An 18989-nucleotide genomic window follows, 5' to 3' on the forward strand; every position below is an offset into this window, starting at 1 on the left:
TTAAGCTGTCGCCCCATGAGCAGCATCAACACCCGCACCTACGAATCCGTCCCCGCGCAGACAGTGGCTTTCCTCGGCCTCGGCGTCATGGGCGGCCCCATGGCAGGCCACCTGGCCAAGGCCGGCCACAGCGTCACGGTCTACAACCGCACACCCGCCAAAGCACAGGCCTGGGCCGCCGAGTTCGGCCCGCCCGGGCGCCATGCCGCCACCCCGCGCGAAGCAGCCGCCGACGCCGACATCGTGTTCTGCTGCGTCGGCAACGACGACGACCTGCGCTCGGTGGTACTGGGCGACGACGGCGCTTTCGCCGGCATGAAGAAAGGCGCGGTGCTGGTTGACCACACGACCGCCTCGGCCGACGTGGCGCGCGAACTCTCCAAGGCCGCGCAGGCGCTGGGCCTGTACTTCATTGACGCGCCGGTCTCGGGCGGCCAGGCCGGCGCGCAGAACGGCGCGCTCACGGTGATGTGCGGCGGCGACGCGGCGGCGTTCGAGCGCATCAAGCCCGTGGCCATGGCGTTCTCGCGCGCGGTCACACTGCTGGGCGAAAGCGGTGCCGGCCAGCTCGCGAAGATGGTGAACCAGATCGCCATCGCGGGCCTGGTGCAGGGCCTGTCTGAAGCCATCGCCTTCGGCCAGCGCGCCGGGCTCGACATGGAGGCTGTGCTGGGCGTCATCAGCAAGGGCGCGGCCCAGAGCTGGCAGATGGAGAACCGCGGCAAGACCATGATTGAAGGCAAGTTCGACTACGGCTTCGCGGTCGACTGGATGCGCAAGGACCTGGGCCTGGTGCTCGACGAGGCCAAGCGCAACGGCGCGCGCGTGCCGGTGACGGCGCTGGTCGACCAGTTCTATGCCGACGTTCAGCAGGCCGGCGGGCGACGCTGGGACACGTCGAGCCTCATCATTCGACTCAAATGAAAAAGCCCGCTGATGCGGGCTTTTTCATTGCGACGCTGCTGCCTGTTTGTCAGCGCACCGGCGAGGTCGTCGCGTTGCCCGAAGGCTGCGTGGACGTGGAGCCCGACGCAGGCAGCGGCTCCATCGGCGGCAGCGGCACGCGCGAGGTGGAAGAAGACGACGAAGGCGTGGACGGCGAGGCCGACGTCACCGGCGCCGGGCCCGTACCGCCGCGCTGCGCCGCAGCCTGGTTCGCCGCCTGGCTGGCTGCCAGGTCTGCCTCGCTCACGATCTCGACCACCCGCACCACCTTCACCACGCCCGAGATGCCGCGCGTGATTTCGGTGGCACGGTCGGTTTCGCGCCGCGTGGCGATGCCCATCAGGTAGACCGTGCCGCGCTCGGTCACCACCTTGAAGGAATTGGCGAAGATGTCCTTGGCATCGAGCAGCGAGGCCTTCACCTTGCCGGTGATGTAGAGGTCGTTCGAGCGGTCCTGGAAGGTGCTCGAGGCGCCGATGGTCAGTTCGTTCACCACCGAGCGCACGTTCACGATGCGGCTCACCTCGTCCTCGACGCGGCGGCGGTCGGCATCGCTGCCCACGGCGCCGGTCAGCAGCACCTGGCGGTTGAAGCTGGTGACGCTCACGTACATCTGGTCGTTGGCAATGTCGCGCACGCGGGCCGCGGCGCGCAGTTCGATGCCCTGGTCGTCCAGTTGCGCGCCCGAGCTGCGGCGGTCGGTGGCCACCATGCCCACGCCCACCACGGCCGCGCCGCCCACGACGAGCGGCACGCAGGCGGACAGGCCTGCAACCAGTGCGGCGCCCAGGGTGAGGGCAAGGGCGAAACGCTGGGTCGATGTCGTCTTCATGGTCGTCATGGTCATGAGGAAGCTTCCTGTTCTCCGAGTAACTGGGCATCCACGCCGTCGCACAGGCAATGCAGCGCGATCTGGTGGATTTCGTGGATGCGCGCCGCACGCTCGTGCGGCACGCTGATCTGGACGTCGGTTTCGCGCAGCGCGCGGCCAATGGCGCCGCCCGAGCCGCTGCTGCCCGCGCCCGGAGCCGAAGGCACGCCCGAAACGGCGTTGCCCAGCAATGCGACCACGGTCATGTCGCGCTCGTGCGCGGCCGCCACCGCAGCCAGCACCGACGCAGACTGCCCGCTGGCGCTCAGTGCGAGCAGCACGTCGCCGGCCTGGCCGAGCGCACGCACCTGTCGGGCAAAGCGATCGGAGTCCGCAGCACTGGCGCTGTCGGCCTCGGGGTCCGTGGTGTCGCCGGGCAGCGCGATGGCACCGAGCTCGGGCCGCTCGCGTTCGAAGCGGCCCACGAACTGCGCGGCGAACTGGGCCGCCAGCAGGCCAGACACGCCGGCACCGCAAGCCAGCACCTTGCCGCCGCTGGTCACGCAGGCCAGGATGGCCTGCATCGCTTGAGAGATGGGTTTGCTGAGGACCGGACCGGTCTGGTATTTGAGGTCGGCACTATCGATGAAGTGCTGCTGAATACGTTGCTCAAGCATGAGGCGGGATGATAACTGGGGGTTGTGAAACAAGACGTGTGAGTTGTGGAGCCCTCGGCAGGGCTTCAGTTCCCCATGCGGGGCGCTTCAGCCGGCATCGAAGGCGCCTTGAAGCCAGGTGATTTTCTCCTCGACCAGCACCACGTCGAAACGGCATGGCGGCACCACGCGCAGCCGGCTCAGGTAGTGCTGCGCGGCGAACACGATGCGCTGCTGCTTCAGCACTGTGATGCTGCCGCCCGCGCCGCCGTGCGTGCCGGCGCTGCGCTGGCGGACCTCGACGAACACCAGCGTGCCGCCTGAGGAGCCGCGCGGATCGCGCATGATCAGGTCGATCTCGCCGCCGCCGCGCCCGGGCGTCCGATAATTGCGCGCGAGCAGCAACAGGCCGGCGTCCCGCAGGTAGTCGAGCGCGGCGTCTTCCGCCGCATCGCCCCGATGCTTCGTTGTGGTGGTCTTCATGGCTCCCTGCCTGCAATCTTTTTTGTTCGTTCCGACGGAGAAACCTCTTGGCTTCACTCGCCCCTGCTTCTTTCGGCGCCGCCCTCGCGGCCGCGCACGACGCCGCGGGTGCGCAGCATTATCCGCAGGGCACGCTCTACGTGGTCGCCACTCCCATCGGCAACCTGGCCGACATCACGCTGCGCGCGCTTCATGTGCTCCAGCTGGTGGACGCCATCGCCTGCGAAGACACGCGCCACACGCAGAGCATGCTGCGCGCCTACGGCATCGACCGCCCCGGCGCGCGGCTGCTGGCGGTGCACCAGCACAACGAAGCCGAGGCCGCGCAGACCGTGGTCGCGCGGCTCGCGCAGGGCGAGCGCATCGCCTATGTCAGCGACGCCGGCACACCCGGCGTAAGCGACCCCGGCGCGCGACTGGCCGCAGCCGTGCGCGCGGCCGGGCAGCGCGTGCTGCCGCTGCCGGGCGCCAGCAGCGTGACCACGCTGATCGGCGCGGCGGGCCTCGTGGCCGATGGCGGCAGCGACGGCAATGCCAGCAGCAGCGCCTTCGTCTTCGCCGGCTTTCTGCCGAGCAAGGCTGGTGAGCGCGACACCGCCGTGCAGGCGCTGTCGCAAGAGCCGCGCGCCGTGGTGCTGCTCGAAGCGCCCCACCGCATCGAGAGCCTGGCGCGTGCACTGGCCACGCTGGGCGAGCGCCGCATCACCGTCGGCCGCGAGCTCACCAAGCAGTTCGAGGAAATCGCCACCGTCGCGGCCAGCGCCCTGCCCGAGTGGTTCAGCGCCGACCGCGACCGCACGCGCGGCGAGTTTGCGCTGGTGCTGCACCCCGTGGCGGTGAGCGGCGACGGCGGCGCGGAAGGTGAACGCGTGCTGCGCCTGCTGCTGGCCGAGCTGCCCGTGAAGACCGCGGTGAAGCTGGCTGCCGAGATCAGCGGCGCGCCGCGCAATACGCTGTATGAAACCGCGCTGCGCATTCGCAATGGCGCGGAAGAAGCCTAGCCCGACAGGAACTCCGGCGGCACGGCTCCCGTCAGCCAGACCCCGTTCTCGGCGCGATGAAAAGCATGGCCCAGCGCATGCATGCGGCCCGCATCGACCTTGAGCACATGCGCCCTGCCGTGGCGCTGTCCCACTTGCACCGCCGTGGCTTCATCGGCGGACAGGTGCACATGCTGCCGCGAGCCTGGCAGCAAACCCTGCTCGCGAATGGCATTGAGAAAGCGCGTGGCCGTCCCGTGAAAAAGCAGCGCTGGCGGCACCACCGTCTCGAAGCTGCGGCTGACCTGCGCCGTGGAGTGGCCTTGCAGCGCGCGGATGCGCTGCCCGTCGGGCGACAGTTCGTAACGTTTCTTCGAGCCTGAATCGACCACACGCAGCACATCAGCCGCCGTCAGGTCGCGCCCCCCGGCCACGGCCCCCATCACCAGCGCGTCGATTCCGGCCCAGCCCTGCATATCGAGCCGCAGGCCGATGGACTCCGGCGCATGCCGCAGCACATAGGCGATGAACTTGCTGGCGTCTTCGGGTGTCATGGCGTTTTCCAATGGTCGCCGTGCGCAAGCAGCGCGTCCATCAGCCGCCGCTCATGTGACGTCGGTGGCCGGTCGGCCGCGTGGAACACGTGGTATTCGAGCGGTGGATAGCCATGCAGCGGGATTGCCACCAGTCCCTTCGGGATGCGGCAGCATGCGTTCACCACCGTCAGCCCGAAACCCAACTGGGCGAAGCGCAGCATCAGCTCCCAGCCATTGGCTTCGAGCGAAGGTTGCCACAGCACCGACTCGGCCTGCAGCAGCCGCCCGAGCAACTCGCGGTGCGGTCGCCCCGCCGGTGGCACGATCAATTGCGCGTTCTTCAAGTCCCGCAAGCGCACCGACCTGCGCGAGGCCAGTGCATGCGCGCGCGGCACGACCAGCACCTGTCCTACGGCGGTCAGCCGCACTGCAGCCAGGTCCGAGGGCGTCGTGCCGAGCGGCGCGATGCCCAGTTGTGCCTGGCCCGCCCGCACCGCCTGGATCGACTCGTCGCGGTTGCGCGTCAGCAGTTGCAGATGCGGCGACGCACCCGGCCCCGAGAACTGCGACAGCGCCCTGCCCAGCAGGTAGAGGTACGCGCCTTCGCCGGCCGCCAGCGTAACGACCGGCGTGTCTTGCCCAGCGGCCAGCCCCTTCACGAAGCGCTGGTTGAACGCGAGCAGCTCCCGCGCATGCCGCGCGACCTGCTCGCCCGCACCCGTGAGCTCAAGCGCGCTGCCCACCCGCACATAGAGCTTTGCGTCTAGCTGCTCGGACAGCTTGCGCACCTTGGCGTGCAGTGCCGGCTGGCTGATGTGCAACAGACGCGCCGACTCGCTGAAGTTCAGCGTATCGGCGAACACGGCAAACGACTGCAACGCATCGAGGTTGGTGCGTGGAATTTCCATCTATCCATTTTATGGATAGCACATCAAATATCAGTAGTTCCTGATGATTGGCTTCATTTCTACGATCCGATTGCTTCGAAAACAAAAGGAACAAGAAATGAAAAACACATCTCATCTCCCCCGGCTCGGCATCGACATCGGTCGCGTGCTGATCGCGGCCGAAGGCGCCAATGGCGCAGACACCTCCTTCATTGGGGGTTCACTGGAAGATGCACTGAGCACGCCGCCCTACGAAGGCATGTTCAACGCCGTCGCGCCGCTGGTCGACAAATTCGGAGGCCGCGTGTGGCTGGTGTCGAAATGCGGGCCGAGCGTGCAGGCCAAAAGCCGCGCGTGGCTGCGGCACCACCGCTTCTTCGAGCGCACCGGCATTGCGCCGACGAACCTGCGCTTCTGCCTCGAAAGGCCACAGAAGGCCGATCACTGCCGCGAGTTGTGCATCACGCACTTCATCGACGACCGCACCGATGTGCTGCGTCACCTGGAAGGCATCGTGCCGAACCGGTACCTGTTCGGCCCGCAGCGCAAGCCAGTGACGGTAGCGGGGTTGGTGCTGCTGCCGTCGTGGAAAGATGCGGTAACGCTCATCAACTGATGCCCCGAGGCTAGCCGTCCAGCTCGGCGTAGCGCCTGAAGATGCCGTCTTCGTTGAACGCAATGCGGCGCGGGCTCTGCAGGTAGTCATGCACGCGCTGGCGGCGCCTGACGTTGGCATGCAGCTTCTCGACCGCGGGCGTTGCGGCCAGCGCCCTCGCCGTGGCCTTCGGAAATGCGTAGTGCAGGCCGTCCACCAGCTGGAACAGCGACAAGTCCGCATAGGTCAGCACATCACTCACCAGGTGCAGGCTGCCCGCGGGGTTGCGCTGGAGCACCCGCTCGAACCAGTTCAGGAACTTCGGGATGCGCTCGTCACGAAAGGCCTGAGCGCGCTGCACCGCCGCGTCGCGCTGGTCTTCGTAGTAGGCGTCAACCGAGATCGGATGGTGCGTGTCGTGCGCCTCGGCTACCACGTCGGCGATGGTGAGCTGCAGCTGGTGTGTCCACAGCCCGTCGGACTCGCCCACGCCAGACAGGCCAAGCCGAGGCCCCAGGTACAGCAGGATCGCGGCGGTCTGCCCGACCACGATGTCGCCATCGACGAGAAAGGGCGGCGCGAACGCGGGGCGCGCACTGTTGGGGTCGTCCAGCCGCTCGCCGAGGGCAGACTCGCCTCCGCCCTTGGCTTCAGGTAGCCGCGCCACGTCGACATAGTCGGCGCCAGCCGCCTCGAGCGCGAGTCGCACGAATTCGCCGCGGCCCTGGATGGTGGGCCAGTAATGGAGTTGGTAGGGCATGCGGCCATGGTGTCACGAGTGCAGGGACCATGGCAACCGTGCGTGCGCTGTGCAGCATCATGCGAAGAACGCCCCGTCACGCCGCGCTGTTGAGGATCGTGTCCTCGAACTGCAAGTGCTCGAAGTTGCTGCCCGTGAAGTCGATGCCCTCGCCTCGCAATCCAAGGGCCTTGACCTGCGTGCCGGTGCATTCGAGCAGCTTGACTTCGGACCTCCGGCCCTGATCGAAGTTGACTCCGTTCAACCGGCACTGCATCAAGCAACTACCGCTGAGAGTGCCTCGCCCGAATTCGGCGTGCTGAAAGACGCAAATTACGAAGATGCAGTCTGTGGTCGAGATGCCCCCGAAACCGCAGCCGTCAAAGACACAGTCGGTAAACTGGCAGGCCGTCCATTGCACTTGCTGCTGAGGTGGTCGCTCTTGAGTTGCGGCTGGATCTTTCCGGGGTGGTCGTCCAGCGCCAGATGATTGCCGCGTGCTCCGCCCGTACTGCCCGAACCATCGTTTGCGCTCAGCTCGCGGCTGCGAATGCCCGAGAGACTCGTCTGTTCGGGCAAACGCCACGCCGGCATGTTCTCTGCGTTGAACACGCGTCCGGTGATGATGGGGTAGTCCGGATCGCCACTCAGAAAATCGACGATGACTTCATGGCCGATGCGTGGCAAGGCCGCTGTGCCGAAGGTGTCGCCGGCCCAGGACGTGGACACGCGCACCCAGCAGTTGGAGTTCTCGTTGCGCTGGCCGAGGCGATCCCAGTAGAACTGGACTTTGACGCGACCATATTGGTCGGCCCAAATTTCTTCATTCTTCGAGCCGACCACGATGGCCGTCTGCAAGCCGCGCGTGCGAGGCTTTGGCGTGGTGCGCATCGGTCGCCATGCGTAGCTGACTGGCTGCGCTTCGAAGGCAAAGCGCTGGACGGAGCCCTCGCCGGCATTGGCACCTTCGCTGGCCTGGAGGTTTTCTTGCAGCTCGTATTCGACGCTGGTCAGAAGGTACTTCTGGTTCTGGTCGTCCCTTGGGTGGCTGGCGAGCTCGAATGTGTCGCCTGGCGCGAGCTCGCGCCGGTTGGAGCGCCCACCCGCAACACAGCGCGCGCTCGACTGCTCTTCGGTTCGAATGCGCGTGTAGGTCTCTCCGTCGTCGTGCTGCTTGTAGCCGCCGGGCCATGCGTACAACTCGAAGTCGTCGAATGCATGACCCGAGTGCGTTTGCAATTGACTCGAGAGGTCCGCCCTGGGTTTGAGGGGGTCGTATTCATTGGTGAAGTGAAAGCCGGGGCGGACTTCTTCGCCGCTCTTCCATTCGTAGATGCGCTCGTTCGGCCTCGGGCCTCCGCCGGTCATGCCCGCCTTCTCCAGGGGATGGAAGCGCACCGTCTCGCCGCCGGGCAGCGGATCGTGCGATGTGGCAATGTCGTCCGCGAACACGAGCACCTGTTGCGAGGCCTCGTGCCTGAAGTAGTAATAGATACCTTCGTGTTCGCACAGGCGCGAGATGAAGGCGAAATCGGTCTCGTCGTATTGAGTGCAGTAATCCCACGTGCGGTAGCTGCGGCTGAGCTTCTGTTCGGAGGGAAAGCCGTAGCGCTCCAGCACTTCCATCACGATTTCGGGAACGCTCCTTGATTGGAATACGCGGAAATCACTGCGCCTCGTCGCGAGCCACAGCCAAGGCCGCAACTGAAGGCGATAGAAAGAATGCCGGGCGTCTTCCTGCTGAAGCCCGAAGCCTGCGGCGGCGCCGCCCAGGTCGCGCGTGCTGCCGCTTTCCGTTTGCACCGCCACGGTGGCGGGCTTTCCGAGCAGCAGTTTCGGATCGATGCCATTGCTGCTGCCCAGCAGGTCGATTTCGAATCCGTAGAGCTGGCTCAGCGCCTCACGACCGGCGAGCCGATGGAATTGCAGCGCCGCTCCAACGGCGTTTGAATGGTAACGCGGCGGGTCATTGCACCGCCGAAGACGCAAAGACGCACGCCGGGCGAATACGCCAGCGCGTGCCATCGAAGATGGACATGGATCCTCCCTGAAATCGCTCCGCTCTAACGGCGGTAAGCTTTGTCAGAGTATGTAAGTGCCTGGAGCTTTCCGGCAGGCAGCAATGAGAAGTGCCTGCGAATCCGTGAACGAAGACACGCGCCAAAAGTGGCTTGCGTGCTTCGGCAAGAACGTTGGTTTCGAGTGTTTACTAATCGGTAGTCGGATCGCCCTCGGGCGCATCCGAAAAAAGAGCGGCTCTCAACAAACCCCAAGAGCTCTGATCGGGCGCGCAGATCAACCCGCCGGTGAGATGGTCCGGCTTGTACGGCGACCCGTCGAAATGTGCGCTGTAGCCGCCTGCCTCTTTATGAATGAGCCAGCCCGCAGCGTGGTCCCAGGGCATCAGCTTGTAATAGAGCAGCGCGTGGCAATGGCCCGCGGCCGCCATCCGGTATTCATGCGCAGCACAGCGCATCCAGAAGTTCATGGCGACCTTCGGCAAATTCCGGATCACCGTCGAGCGCATAGGCTGCGGAAGGAAGTTCGTGCCGGCCACCACGTGCATCTGGTTGACCGGCACAGGGAGAGCGACCTTTATCTCCTTGTCGATCATGTCGACCCCTTGCCGCCAGGCACCGCCCCCGCGCACTGCGAATGACGTGTCGTCGCAGACAGGGTCATGGATGACGCCCATGACAACCTCGCCTCGCACCGTGGCCGCGAGCATGACGCCAAAGAGAGGAACGCCGCAAGAGAAGTTCTTCGTTCCGTCGATGGGGTCGATGATGAACGCGAGGTCGGCCGTTGCGATCCGCGACAGCACGCCGGGGTCGCGACCAGCCGCCTCCTCGCCAATGACGAGGGCGCCCGGATAGAGCTGAAGCAGCCGCTGCGCGATCTCGCGTTCCGCAGCCTCGTCTGCATCCGTGACCACGTCGAAGGTAGAGGATTTTTCTCTCGTGCTGCTGGCCAGCGAGCCATTGAAGCGCGGCATGATCTCGGCGCGCGCGACTTCGGCCAGGATCTTCCCCACGATCACCGCGTCATGGCGAGTGAATGTTTTCATGCAGAGGCATTTCTCCGAGGAAAAATGAAAAGGCCGGAAGCTTCTGAAAGCTTCCGGCCTTGTATCTGGTCCCGCCGCCAGGAATCGAACCTGGATCTCAGCCTTCGGAGGGCCGAATTCTATCCGTTGAAATACAGCGAGGAATTGGGGTCCGGCATGCACCGGAGCCACGCATTATCGCCTATCAGGCGGCGACCGTTTCGGCTTCAGCCGCAACAGCGGTGCCCGGCAGCGGCCGGGCGAACCCGAGCCCCGCCAGATAGACCCGGAAAGTGCGCCTTCCAGTCTGCACCAGGTCAAAGGCCTCGGGGTCGAGCAGCCAGTTCTGGATGAGCCCGCTGATGAGTGCGTGCAACCCCTGCGCCGCCGCGTTGCCCGGCAGCGGCAGCTTGATATGGCCGCGGCGCGCGGCCAGGCGCAGGGCCTTCTCGAAGTCGCCCACGCAGGCGTTGCGGGCGTCGAGGTGGCGCTGCTGCACCGAGGCCATGTCGTGGGTGTATTCGACCTTGTGGGTCGCCACATCGAATACGCGGCGCACCTGGGGGTCGGTGGCCATGAGGGTGAGCGCGTGGATCATGCCTTCCTCGATCTCGGCCAGGGGGTCGTCGGTGACGCCTGCGGTGGCGGGCTTCGGCGCGGCTTCCAGCGGCAGGATGACCCGCTCCATCATCGCGTTGAAGAGGTCGGCCTTGTCCTTGAAATGCCAATAGATGGCGCCGCGCGTCGCGCCGGCCTGCTGCGCGATCTGCTGCAGCGTGGTCTGCGAAACGCCCTGCGCCTGAAACAGCAGCTCCGCGGCATCGAGCAACCGATGCCGCGTGGCCAATGCTTCTTCTTTCGTCCGACGTGCCACCAAGTCTCCTGATTTGTAAAGACAACGCCCTCTATGTATCGTGGGGCCATTCGTGGTTGTCACTATACATCCATGAATGTATGTAAACTCGCCGGTTTCCTCGATGGCCCACCTGGCTACACAGGTTTCCGGTTTGTTCCGCGAACGCGCCATCTCCCGTCTTCGCTTCAAAGGAATCGCATGCCTCTCCTGCATGTTTCGCGTCATTCGTCCTTTTCGCCGCGTCTCGCGACCGTGGCCGCCGTCGTCCTGCTGGTCCTTGCGGGCTGCGGCAAGAGCGATGCGCCCGCCGGTCCGGGCGGCGCTGGCGGTGGTGGCCATCCCCCTGCACCCGAGGTGGGCGTGGTGGTGGCTGCGCCGACCGATGTCGGCCTCGTCACCGAACTGCCCGGCCGCCTCGAGGCCTCCCGCGTCGCCCAGGTCCGCGCCCGTGCCTCGGGCATCCTGTTGAAGCGCGAATTCCGCGAAGGCAGCGACGTGAAGGCCGGCCAGCTGCTGTTCCGCATCGACCCCGCCCCGCTGGTGGCCGCCACGCAGAACGCCCAGGCCACGCTGGCCCGCGCCGAAGCCAATGCCGTGCAGGCCAAGGCCCTCGCCGACCGCTACAAGCCGCTGGTCGAAGCCAATGCGGTCAGCAAGCAGGAATACGCGACCGCCGTGGCCTCTGCCAAGCAGGCCGAAGCCGACGTGGCCTCGGGCCGCGCGGCGCTGCAGACCGCCAAGATCAACCAGGGCTACGCCGACGTGACCTCGCCCATCGCGGGCCGCATCGGCCGCGCCCTCGTCACCGAAGGCGCACTGGTGGGCCAGGGCGACGCCACCGAGCTCGCCGTGGTGCAGCAGATCAACCCGCTGTACGTGAACTTCACGCAGTCGGCCTCCGACGCGATGAAGCTGCGCCGCGCCGTGGCCGCCGGCCAGTACAAGCGCGCGAGCGGCGAGGAAGCCGCAACCATCCGCGTGGTGCTGGAGGACGGCACCGACTACCCGCTGGAAGGCAAGCTGCTGTTCTCCGACCTCACGGTCGACTCCACCACCGGCCAGGTCACGCTGCGCGCCGAAGTGCCCAACCCCAAGGGCGAGCTGCTGCCCGGCCTGTACGTTCGCGTGAAGCTCGAACAGGCACAGGCCACCAACGCGATCACGCTGCCGCAGCAGGCCGTCACGCGCACCCAGCAGGGCGACACCGTGTCGGTGGTCGACAAGGACGGCAAGATCAGCAAGCGCACCGTGAAGATCAGCGCCGCCAAGGACAACCAGTGGGTGGTGCTCGATGGCCTGAAGGCCGGCGAGCAGGTGATGGTCGACGGCTTCCAGAAGCTGCAGATGATGCCGCCCGGCACGCCGGTGAAGGCGGTCCCCTGGACCAAGCCGAACCCGAACGCCGCGGCCACGCCGGCCGCAGCGGGGTCCGCACCGGCGGCGCCTGCCGCCCCGGCCGACAAGGCCGCGGCCGAGAAGAAGTAATCAGGAGCGCGCCCGCAAATGGCCAAATTTTTTATCGACCGACCAATCTTCGCCTGGGTGATCGCACTGTTCATCCTGGTGGTGGGCGGCGTGTCAATCACCCAGCTGCCGATCTCGCAGTACCCGCCGGTGGCGCCCCCCGCCATCGTCATCAACGTCGCCTACCCCGGCGCCTCGGCCCAGACGCTCGAGGACAGCGTGCTGTCCGTCATCGAGCGTGAAATGAACGGCTCGCCAGGCCTGATCTACATGGAATCGGTGGCCCAGGCCGACGGCACCGGCTCCATCACGATCAGCTTCGAGGCCGGCACCAACGACGACCTCGCACAGGTGGACGTGCAGAACCGGCTGTCGCGCGCGACGCCGCGCCTGCCGGCTGCCGTGACGCAGCAGGGCGTGCGCGTGGACAAGTCGCGCAACAACTTCCTGATGTTCGTGATGCTGTCCTCGGATAACCCGAACATCGACCCGGTGGCGCTCGGCGACTACACCGCGCGCAACGTCGTGCCCGAGTTGCAGCGCGTGGTCGGCGTGGGCCAGGCCCAGCTGTTCGGCTCCGAAAACGCGATGCGCGTGTGGATCGATCCGGCCAAGCTGCAGGGCTTCAACCTGTCGGCGACCGACGTCAACAACGCCATCCGTGCACAGAACGCCCAGGTGTCTTCGGGCACGCTCGGCGACCTGCCCAACATCCCCGGCCAGGCCATCGCGGCCACGGTGACCGTGAATGGCCAGCTCGTCAACGTTGAGCAGTTCAAGAACATCGTGCTGCGCGCCAACACCGATGGCTCGACCGTGCGGCTGAAGGACGTGGCGCGCGTCGAACTCGGCGGCCAGTCGTATGCCACCTCGGCCCGCCTGAACGGCGTGCCCGCGGTCGGTATCGGCGTCCAGCCCACGCCCAACGGCAACGCGCTGCAATCGGCCAAGGCGGTCCGCGCCAAGATGGCCGAACTCGAGCGCTACTTCCCGCAGGGCGTGAAGTGGAACATTCCGTACGACAGCTCGCGCTTCGTGCAGATCTCGATCACCGAAGTGGTCAAGACGCTGCTGGAAGCCGTGGCGCTGGTGTTCGTGGTGATGTTCCTGTTCCTGCAGAACTGGCGCTACACGATCATCCCGACCATCGTGGTGCCGATCGCGCTGCTGGGCACCTTTGCCTCGCTGCTGGCGCTCGGCTTCTCGATCAACGTGCTGACCATGTTCGGCATGGTGCTGGTGATCGGTATCGTGGTGGACGACGCCATCGTGGTGGTGGAGAACGTCGAGCGCATCATGAGCGAGGAGGGGCTGCCGCCTCTTGAAGCCACGCGCAAGGCCATGAAGCAGATCTCCGGCGCCATCATCGGCGTGACGGTGGTGCTGATCTCGGTGTTCGTTCCGCTCGCGTTCTTCGCGGGTTCGACCGGCAACATCTACCGCCAGTTCTCGGCGGTGATGGTGGCTTCGATCGCCTTCTCGGCATTCATGGCTCTGTCGCTCACGCCGGCGCTGTGCGCCACGCTGCTCAAGCCGGTGGAGGCCGGCCACCATCACGAGAAGACCGGCTTCTTCGGCTGGTTCAATCGCGGCTTCGCGCGCACGGCCAAGGGCTATGAGAGCGTGGTCGCTCGCATCCTGCGCCGCGCTGCCCGCTACCTCGTGATCTACCTGGCCATCATCGGCGCGGTGGTGTTCACCTACACCCGCCTGCCGAGCTCGTTCCTGCCGCAGGAAGACCAGGGCAACATCATCGTGAACGTGCAGTTGCCGCCTGGTGCGACACAGGAGCGCGCGCTGTCGGTCATGCAGCAGGTCGAGGGCTTCATTCTGAAGCAGCCCGAAGTGCAGAGCATGGTGGGCGTGATGGGCTTCAGCTTCTCGGGCCAGGGCCAGAACGCGGGCCTCGCCTTCGTGACGCTGAAGGACTGGGACGAGCGCAAGGACCCGGCCCACTCGGCCAGCGCGCTGGCCGGCCGTGCCTTCGGTGCGCTGTCGGGCATCCGCGACGCCTTCATCTACCCGCTGAGCCCGCCGCCCATTCCTGAACTGGGCAATGCCAGCGGCTTCAGCTTCCGTCTGCAGGACCGCTCGGGCGCAGGCCACGAGGCGCTGATCAACGCACGCAACCAGCTGCTGGGCATGGCCTCGCAGAGCAAGGTCCTGGCGCAGGTTCGCCCCGACGGCCTGGAAGACGCGCCGCAGCTGCAGATCGACATCGACCGCGACAAGGCGAATGCGCTTGGCGTGAGCTTCGACGCGATCAACGCGACGCTGTCGACCGGCCTGGGTTCGAGCTACATCAACGACTTCCCGAACCGCGGCCGCCTGCAGCGCGTGGTGGTGCAAGCCGACGCTCCAGCGCGGATGCAGCCCGACGACCTGCTCAAGCTCAACGCCAGCAACACGCAGGGCCAGCCGGTGCCGCTGTCGGCCTTCGCGACCACCAAGTGGGTCACGGGCGCCACGCAGACGGTGCGCTACAACGGCTACCCGGCGATCCGCATCAGCGGCGACGCCGCCGCCGGCTACAGCACGGGCGCCGCGATGGCCGAGATGGAAAAGCTCGCCGCGCAGCTGCCGCAAGGCTTCGGCTTCGAGTGGACCGGCCAGTCGCGTGAAGAAAAGCTCGCGGGCTCGCAGGCCATCGTGCTGTACGGCTTCGCGATCCTGGCGGTGTTCCTCTGCCTGGCCGCGCTGTACGAAAGCTGGTCGATCCCGCTGTCGGTGATTCTGGTGGTGCCGCTGGGCGTGCTGGGCGTGCTGGTGGCGACGATGCTGCGCGCCTATTCGAACGACGTGTACTTCCAGGTGGGGCTGATCACCATCATCGGCCTGTCCGCGAAGAACGCGATTCTGATCATCGAGTTCGCCAAGGACCTGCAGGCGCAGGGCAAGGGCGTCATCGAATCGGCGCTGGCCGCCGCCCACCTGCGGTTCCGCCCGATCATCATGACCTCGCTGGCCTTCGGCCTCGGGGTGGTGCCGCTCGCAATCGCCTCGGGCGCCGGCTCTGCCAGCCAGCGCGCCATCGGCACCGGCGTGCTCGGCGGCATGGTGACGGGCACTGCACTGGCCGTGATCTTCGTGCCGGTGTTCTTCGTGGTGGTGCGCACCCTGTTCAAGGGCAGCGCGCGCCAGCATGAAGCCGACAAGCGACACGCCGAAGCCGCCGGCATCGCGGAGGAAAAACATGACTAAGAAACTGATTCCCACAGCCCTGGCCGCCGCGATGCTGCTGGCCGGCTGCTCGCTGATTCCGACCTACGAGCGCCCGGCGGCGCCGGTGCCCACCACCTACCCGGGCGACCCGGCGCAGCCGCCCGGCCAGGCCGCAGCCAACCTGCCCTGGCAGGACTTCTTCACCGACGCGCGGCTCGCGGGCCTGATCCAGACCGCGCTCGTGAACAACCGCGACCTGCGGGTATCGGTGCTCAACATCGAGCAGGCGCGCGCGCAGTTCCAGATCCAGCGCTCGGCGCTGTTCCCGGCTGTGGGCCTCACTGGTTCGGGCTCGCGCTCGAGCCCGAACCCCTACCAGGCCTTCGACTCCAGCGTGGGCAGCGTGTCGTCGTCGTACAGCGTCAACCTGGGCTTCAACGCCTGGGAGCTGGACTTCTTCGGCCGCATCCGCGCGCTGAAGGACCAGGCGCTGGCGCAGTACCTCGCCACGGACGAGACGCGCAAGGCAGTGCAGATCAGCCTGATCGCGTCGGTCGCCAACGGCTGGCTCACGCTGCTGGCGGACGATGAGCTGCTCGAGATCACGCGCCAGACGATGGTCACGCGCGAAGAGTCGGTACGCCTCACGAAGATGCGCTTCGACAACGGCGTGTCGTCGGAGCTCGACTTCCAGGCCGCCAACTCGCTGCTGGAAACGGCGCGCGCATCCTATGCGGAGCAGCAGCGCGCGCGCATGCAGGACGAGAACGCCCTCGCCCTGTTGCTGGGCGCGCCGGTACCGCCCGACGCCACGGCGGGCGGCATCAAGGGCCTGGACGGCATCAAGCCGATGCCCGACGTGCCGGCCGGCCTGCCTTCCGACCTGCTGGCCGAACGGCCCGACATCCGCTCGGCCGAGCAGCAGCTGATTGCGGCCAACGCCAACATCGGCGCGGCGCGCGCGAACTTCTTCCCGCGTGTGTCGCTGACGAGTTCCATCGGCACCGCGAGCAGCGAGTTCTCGGGCCTGTTCGATCGCGGTTCGAAGGCCTGGTCCTTCGCGCCGACGGTGACGCTGCCGATCTTCGACGCCGGCAGCAACATCGCCACGCTCGACTCGGCCAAGGCCGGGCGCGAAATCGCGGTGGCGCAGTACGAGAAGTCGATCCAGACCGCGTTCCGCGAAGTGGCCGATGCCCTCGCGGGCCGCGCCACGCTGGGCGAGCAGGTGCGCGCACAGCGTGCGCAGGCCGATGCGGAGGCGGTGCGCTTCAAGCTCTCCGACCTGCGCTATCGCAACGGCATCGCCAGCGCGCTCGACCTGCTCGACGCACAACGCTCGCTGTTCACGGCGCAGCAATCGGCCGTGACCACGCGCCTGCTGCAGCTGCAGAACCAGGTCACGCTGTACCGGACGCTGGGTGGCGGCTGGGCCACACGCGACAAGGGCTGAGACGCCAAGGCGTCCGATAAGGGTGGTCCCTTGTCCGTTCGGGCAAGGGGCCTCTCTATAATCGCCGGTTGGTTAGGACAAGCCCCCCGACGAGCCCCCGATAATTGAGGACGCCAATGAGCGCAGACCCGCATTACCAGGCCACAGAAGAAGCCCACACCGGGCCGATCAAGAACCCGAAGCAACTGCTGCTCGCGGTATTTTTCTCCTTCATAGCCCCGATCCTGATCATCGTGGGTCTTGTCTCCTACGTGGTCTCGGGCACCAAGCCCGCAGGCATCGCGGAGGGCGACAGCATGTCGCTCTACGGCGTGACCAAGGAAGCGCGCGACCGCGAAGTGGCCGAACGCCTCAAGAAGGTCGGCGCCATCGAGATCCGCGACGCCAACCGCCCGCTCGCTGCAGGCGAGGTCGTGTTCAAGGCCCAGTGCGTCGCCTGCCACGGAGCGCCCGGCATTCCCGGCGCCCCGCACTTCCAGGACGCGGCCGCTTGGGGTCCCCGCATCGGCCAAGGCTATGCAACGCTCCTCGAGCATGCCCTGAAGGGCAAGGGCGCCATGCCCCCGCAGGGCGGCGGCGACTTCGAAGACCTCGAAGTGGGTCGTGCAGTGGTCTACATGGCCAACGCCGGTGGCGCCAAGTTCCCGGTGCCGGATCGTCCGGCTGCTGCTGCACCTGCTGAAGGTGCCTCGGGTGCGGCCCCTGCGGCCAGCGCTGCTGCCAAGTAAGCGTTTTCCCTAGTCACGAAAGAAAGCCGGCCTCAGCGCCGGCTTTTTTCATGGCTGTGCGACAGGGGCTGGTGTGGCCGAGTCGGCGTGGCGCTCAGCCGGGCTCAGCACGTGTCCGAAGCGGCCGGGCAGCTCGCTGGCCTGCACCGCCTCCGGTATCCACAGCCCGCGTTCGACGGCCTCGGCAGCGATGCCCACGTCCTGCGTGTGCACCAGCCCGAGCCCGAAAGGCGAAACCAGATAGAGCCGGCCGTCCTCGTCGAGCAGGCAGTCCGATACCTCGGTCGCCTTGCCCGTATGGGCCGTGACGGTGAAGCCGCCGCCCTCATCTTCGGCGACCCGCCATACCAGCGGCGAAGCCTCCAGCTCCACATACACGCGCTGCGGCCCGTTCTGGAAGAACCATTGACCTTCGTCGTCGTGCTCGTAGTTGCGATGGATGAAGTCGATCAGCTTGTCGTGCCGCAGCATCGAGCCCTTGGCCGCGCGGAACGGGCCCATGGCCTGTGTGCGGTCGTCGCGCATGTACCAGTTGCCGCGCGCGTCGAGGCCGAGCCAGCCGTAGCAGTGCGGCACGTTGGGCCACTTGGCCAATGCTTGTTTGACGATGTCGTCCATCGCGTCATTCTCGTCCTGGCGACAAGCCCCTACCGTCAGCCGAAGCGCCGCCATGCAGCTGCAGCCAGCCGCCCACCTGCTCCGGCATGCCGCGCACATGCCCCGGCGGCAGCCCCATCGGAAAGCCGACATGCCCACCGTGCGCGGGCTGCCACAGCGTGACGTGCGCCCCCACCTCGCCGGGCTTCGGCAGGCTGCGCGCCGGAATGAACGGATCGTTGCGCGCATTCACCACCAGCGCAGGCACGCGGATCGAAGCCAGGTGCGGCTTGGCCGAGCCCCGCGACCAGTAGTCGTCGACATCGCGAAAGCCGTGCAGCGGCGCGGTGAAGACGTTGTCGAAGTCGTAGAGGTTGCGCGACGACATCAGCCGCTCGCGGTCGAACAGGCCCGGAAACTGCGCCAGCTTGGCCAGCGCCTTGGGCTTCATGGTCGCGAGGAACATGCGCGTGTAGACCAGCTTGTTGAAGCCCTGGCCAATGGCTTCGCCGCCCGCCGCGAGGTCGAGCGGGGCGCAGACCGAGGCCACCGCGCCCACCACGCCCGAAGCGGTCTCGCCCGCTTCCGAGGCCCATCGCATCAGCGCATTGCCGCCGAGCGACACACCCGCAGCCAGCACCGGCCCGCCGCCCTTTTGCGCATGCTGGTCGCGCATGCGCGCCAGGATCCAGCCGATCTCCTCGAAGTCGCCCGAGTGGTATGCGCGCGGCGCCAGGTTCAGCTCGCCGCTGCAGCCGCGGAAATGCGGCACCGCAAAAGCCATGCCGCGAGACGCTGCAAAGGCAGCAAAGGCTTCGGCGTAATGACTGCGCGACGAGCCTTCGAGCCCATGGAACAGCACCAGCAGCGGCTTCGGGCCTGGCGCTGGCGCATCGACGAAGTCGACGTCGATGAAGTCGCCATCTGGCGTAGGCCAGCGTTCGCGCCGGTAGACCGGGGCCGGCCCGTCGAAGCGCCGGGCGTAGAGCGCAGCCCAGATGGTCTGCAGGTTGCCGCCGGGCAGCCAGCGCGGCGCCGCGTAGTCCATCGA

19 protein-coding genes and 1 tRNA gene are annotated in these 18989 nt (G+C 66.7%); 7 read left to right on the forward strand and 13 right to left on the reverse strand.

Features of this window, described 5'->3' with window-relative positions; translation table 11 throughout:
* Nucleotides 1-15: 15 nt before the first annotated feature.
* A complete protein-coding gene (locus ACTG4X_RS31925) occupies nucleotides 16-924 on the forward strand; it encodes an NAD(P)-dependent oxidoreductase (protein ID WP_097197833.1) in 909 nt (302 codons plus the stop codon).
* A 49-nt stretch (nucleotides 925-973) separates the two neighbouring features.
* Here ACTG4X_RS31925 and ACTG4X_RS31930 read toward each other — a convergent pair whose 3' ends face one another.
* From ACTG4X_RS31930 to ACTG4X_RS31940, 3 genes are all read right to left on the reverse strand, one after another.
* Nucleotides 974-1792: a BON domain-containing protein gene (locus ACTG4X_RS31930; RefSeq protein WP_179830367.1), complete on the reverse strand. Its 819-nt coding sequence runs from the start codon at nucleotides 1790-1792 to the stop codon at nucleotides 974-976.
* Nucleotides 1789-2433 (reverse strand): SIS domain-containing protein, encoded by a 645-nt coding sequence (locus tag ACTG4X_RS31935; protein WP_093057690.1) that lies wholly within the window; start codon nucleotides 2431-2433, stop codon nucleotides 1789-1791. Before ACTG4X_RS31935 ends, ACTG4X_RS31930 begins: the two co-directional genes overlap by 4 nt.
* 87 nt (nucleotides 2434-2520) lie before the next feature.
* Nucleotides 2521-2895: a YraN family protein gene (locus ACTG4X_RS31940; RefSeq protein WP_440532837.1), complete on the reverse strand. Its 375-nt coding sequence runs from the start codon at nucleotides 2893-2895 to the stop codon at nucleotides 2521-2523.
* Nucleotides 2896-2942: 47 nt separating this feature from the next.
* Here ACTG4X_RS31940 and rsmI point away from each other — a divergent pair, with 47 nt between their 5' ends.
* Nucleotides 2943-3896: a 16S rRNA (cytidine(1402)-2'-O)-methyltransferase gene (gene rsmI, locus ACTG4X_RS31945; RefSeq protein WP_440532838.1), complete on the forward strand. Its 954-nt coding sequence runs from the start codon at nucleotides 2943-2945 to the stop codon at nucleotides 3894-3896.
* Here rsmI and ACTG4X_RS31950 read toward each other — a convergent pair.
* Nucleotides 3893-4429, reverse strand: a complete 537-nt coding sequence (locus ACTG4X_RS31950; RefSeq protein WP_097197830.1) for an RNA 2'-phosphotransferase — start codon at nucleotides 4427-4429, stop codon at nucleotides 3893-3895. The two genes, rsmI and ACTG4X_RS31950, sit on opposite strands and share 4 nt — an antisense overlap.
* On the reverse strand, nucleotides 4426-5319 hold the full coding sequence (locus ACTG4X_RS31955) for a LysR family transcriptional regulator (protein ID WP_097197829.1): 894 nt from the start codon (nucleotides 5317-5319) through the stop codon (nucleotides 4426-4428). Before ACTG4X_RS31955 ends, ACTG4X_RS31950 begins: the two co-directional genes overlap by 4 nt.
* Before the next feature lie 97 nt (nucleotides 5320-5416).
* Here ACTG4X_RS31955 and ACTG4X_RS31960 point away from each other — a divergent pair, with 97 nt between their 5' ends.
* Nucleotides 5417-5914 carry a hypothetical protein gene (locus ACTG4X_RS31960; RefSeq protein WP_097197828.1) on the forward strand — a complete coding sequence of 166 codons (498 nt, stop codon included), beginning with the start codon at nucleotides 5417-5419 and terminating at the stop codon, nucleotides 5912-5914.
* Between the two features lie 10 nt (nucleotides 5915-5924).
* On the opposite strand, the gene ACTG4X_RS31965 is transcribed toward ACTG4X_RS31960, so the two are convergent.
* The 6 genes from ACTG4X_RS31965 to ACTG4X_RS31990 all read right to left on the reverse strand — a co-directional run bounded on the left by ACTG4X_RS31965 (nucleotide 5925) and on the right by ACTG4X_RS31990 (nucleotide 10555).
* A complete protein-coding gene (locus ACTG4X_RS31965; RefSeq protein WP_097197827.1) occupies nucleotides 5925-6653 on the reverse strand; it encodes a glutathione S-transferase in 729 nt (242 codons plus the stop codon).
* A 76-nt stretch (nucleotides 6654-6729) separates the two neighbouring features.
* On the reverse strand, nucleotides 6730-6897 hold the full coding sequence (locus ACTG4X_RS31970; protein WP_440532839.1) for a hypothetical protein: 168 nt from the start codon (nucleotides 6895-6897) through the stop codon (nucleotides 6730-6732).
* Nucleotides 6898-6965: 68 nt separating this feature from the next.
* Nucleotides 6966-8657, reverse strand: coding sequence for a type VI secretion system Vgr family protein (locus tag ACTG4X_RS31975; RefSeq protein WP_440532840.1), 1692 nt, complete (start codon nucleotides 8655-8657; stop codon nucleotides 6966-6968).
* Between the two features lie 184 nt (nucleotides 8658-8841).
* On the reverse strand, nucleotides 8842-9699 hold the full coding sequence (locus tag ACTG4X_RS31980) for an inositol monophosphatase family protein (RefSeq protein WP_440532841.1): 858 nt from the start codon (nucleotides 9697-9699) through the stop codon (nucleotides 8842-8844).
* A 66-nt stretch (nucleotides 9700-9765) separates the two neighbouring features.
* Nucleotides 9766-9840, reverse strand: a tRNA-Arg gene (locus ACTG4X_RS31985).
* 43 nt (nucleotides 9841-9883) lie between these two features.
* Nucleotides 9884-10555, reverse strand: coding sequence for a TetR family transcriptional regulator (locus ACTG4X_RS31990; RefSeq protein WP_093057697.1), 672 nt, complete (start codon nucleotides 10553-10555; stop codon nucleotides 9884-9886).
* A gap of 177 nt (nucleotides 10556-10732) precedes the next feature.
* On the opposite strand from ACTG4X_RS31990, the gene ACTG4X_RS31995 reads away from it, so the two are divergent.
* From ACTG4X_RS31995 to ACTG4X_RS32010, 4 genes are all read left to right on the forward strand, one after another.
* A complete protein-coding gene (locus ACTG4X_RS31995) occupies nucleotides 10733-12019 on the forward strand; it encodes an efflux RND transporter periplasmic adaptor subunit (RefSeq protein ID WP_093057698.1) in 1287 nt (428 codons plus the stop codon).
* A gap of 18 nt (nucleotides 12020-12037) precedes the next feature.
* Complete coding sequence (locus tag ACTG4X_RS32000; protein WP_093079004.1) at nucleotides 12038-15199, forward strand: efflux RND transporter permease subunit; 3162 nt, start codon at nucleotides 12038-12040, stop codon at nucleotides 15197-15199.
* Complete coding sequence (locus ACTG4X_RS32005) at nucleotides 15192-16613, forward strand: efflux transporter outer membrane subunit (protein ID WP_093057700.1); 1422 nt, start codon at nucleotides 15192-15194, stop codon at nucleotides 16611-16613. Before ACTG4X_RS32000 ends, ACTG4X_RS32005 begins: the two co-directional genes overlap by 8 nt.
* Before the next feature lie 116 nt (nucleotides 16614-16729).
* Complete coding sequence (locus tag ACTG4X_RS32010) at nucleotides 16730-17341, forward strand: c-type cytochrome (protein ID WP_258352659.1); 612 nt, start codon at nucleotides 16730-16732, stop codon at nucleotides 17339-17341.
* A 48-nt stretch (nucleotides 17342-17389) separates the two neighbouring features.
* Here ACTG4X_RS32010 and ACTG4X_RS32015 read toward each other — a convergent pair whose 3' ends face one another.
* Entirely contained in the window at nucleotides 17390-17959 is a 570-nt protein-coding gene (locus ACTG4X_RS32015; protein WP_093057702.1) for a DUF2946 family protein, read from the reverse strand.
* Between the two features lie 4 nt (nucleotides 17960-17963).
* Nucleotides 17964-18986 (reverse strand): YheT family hydrolase, encoded by a 1023-nt coding sequence (locus ACTG4X_RS32020; protein WP_093178489.1) that lies wholly within the window; start codon nucleotides 18984-18986, stop codon nucleotides 17964-17966.
* Nucleotides 18987-18989 lie beyond the last annotated feature (3 nt).

The organism is Variovorax sp. YR566, assembly GCF_051992195.1.
Lineage (GTDB): Bacteria > Pseudomonadota > Gammaproteobacteria > Burkholderiales > Burkholderiaceae_C > Variovorax.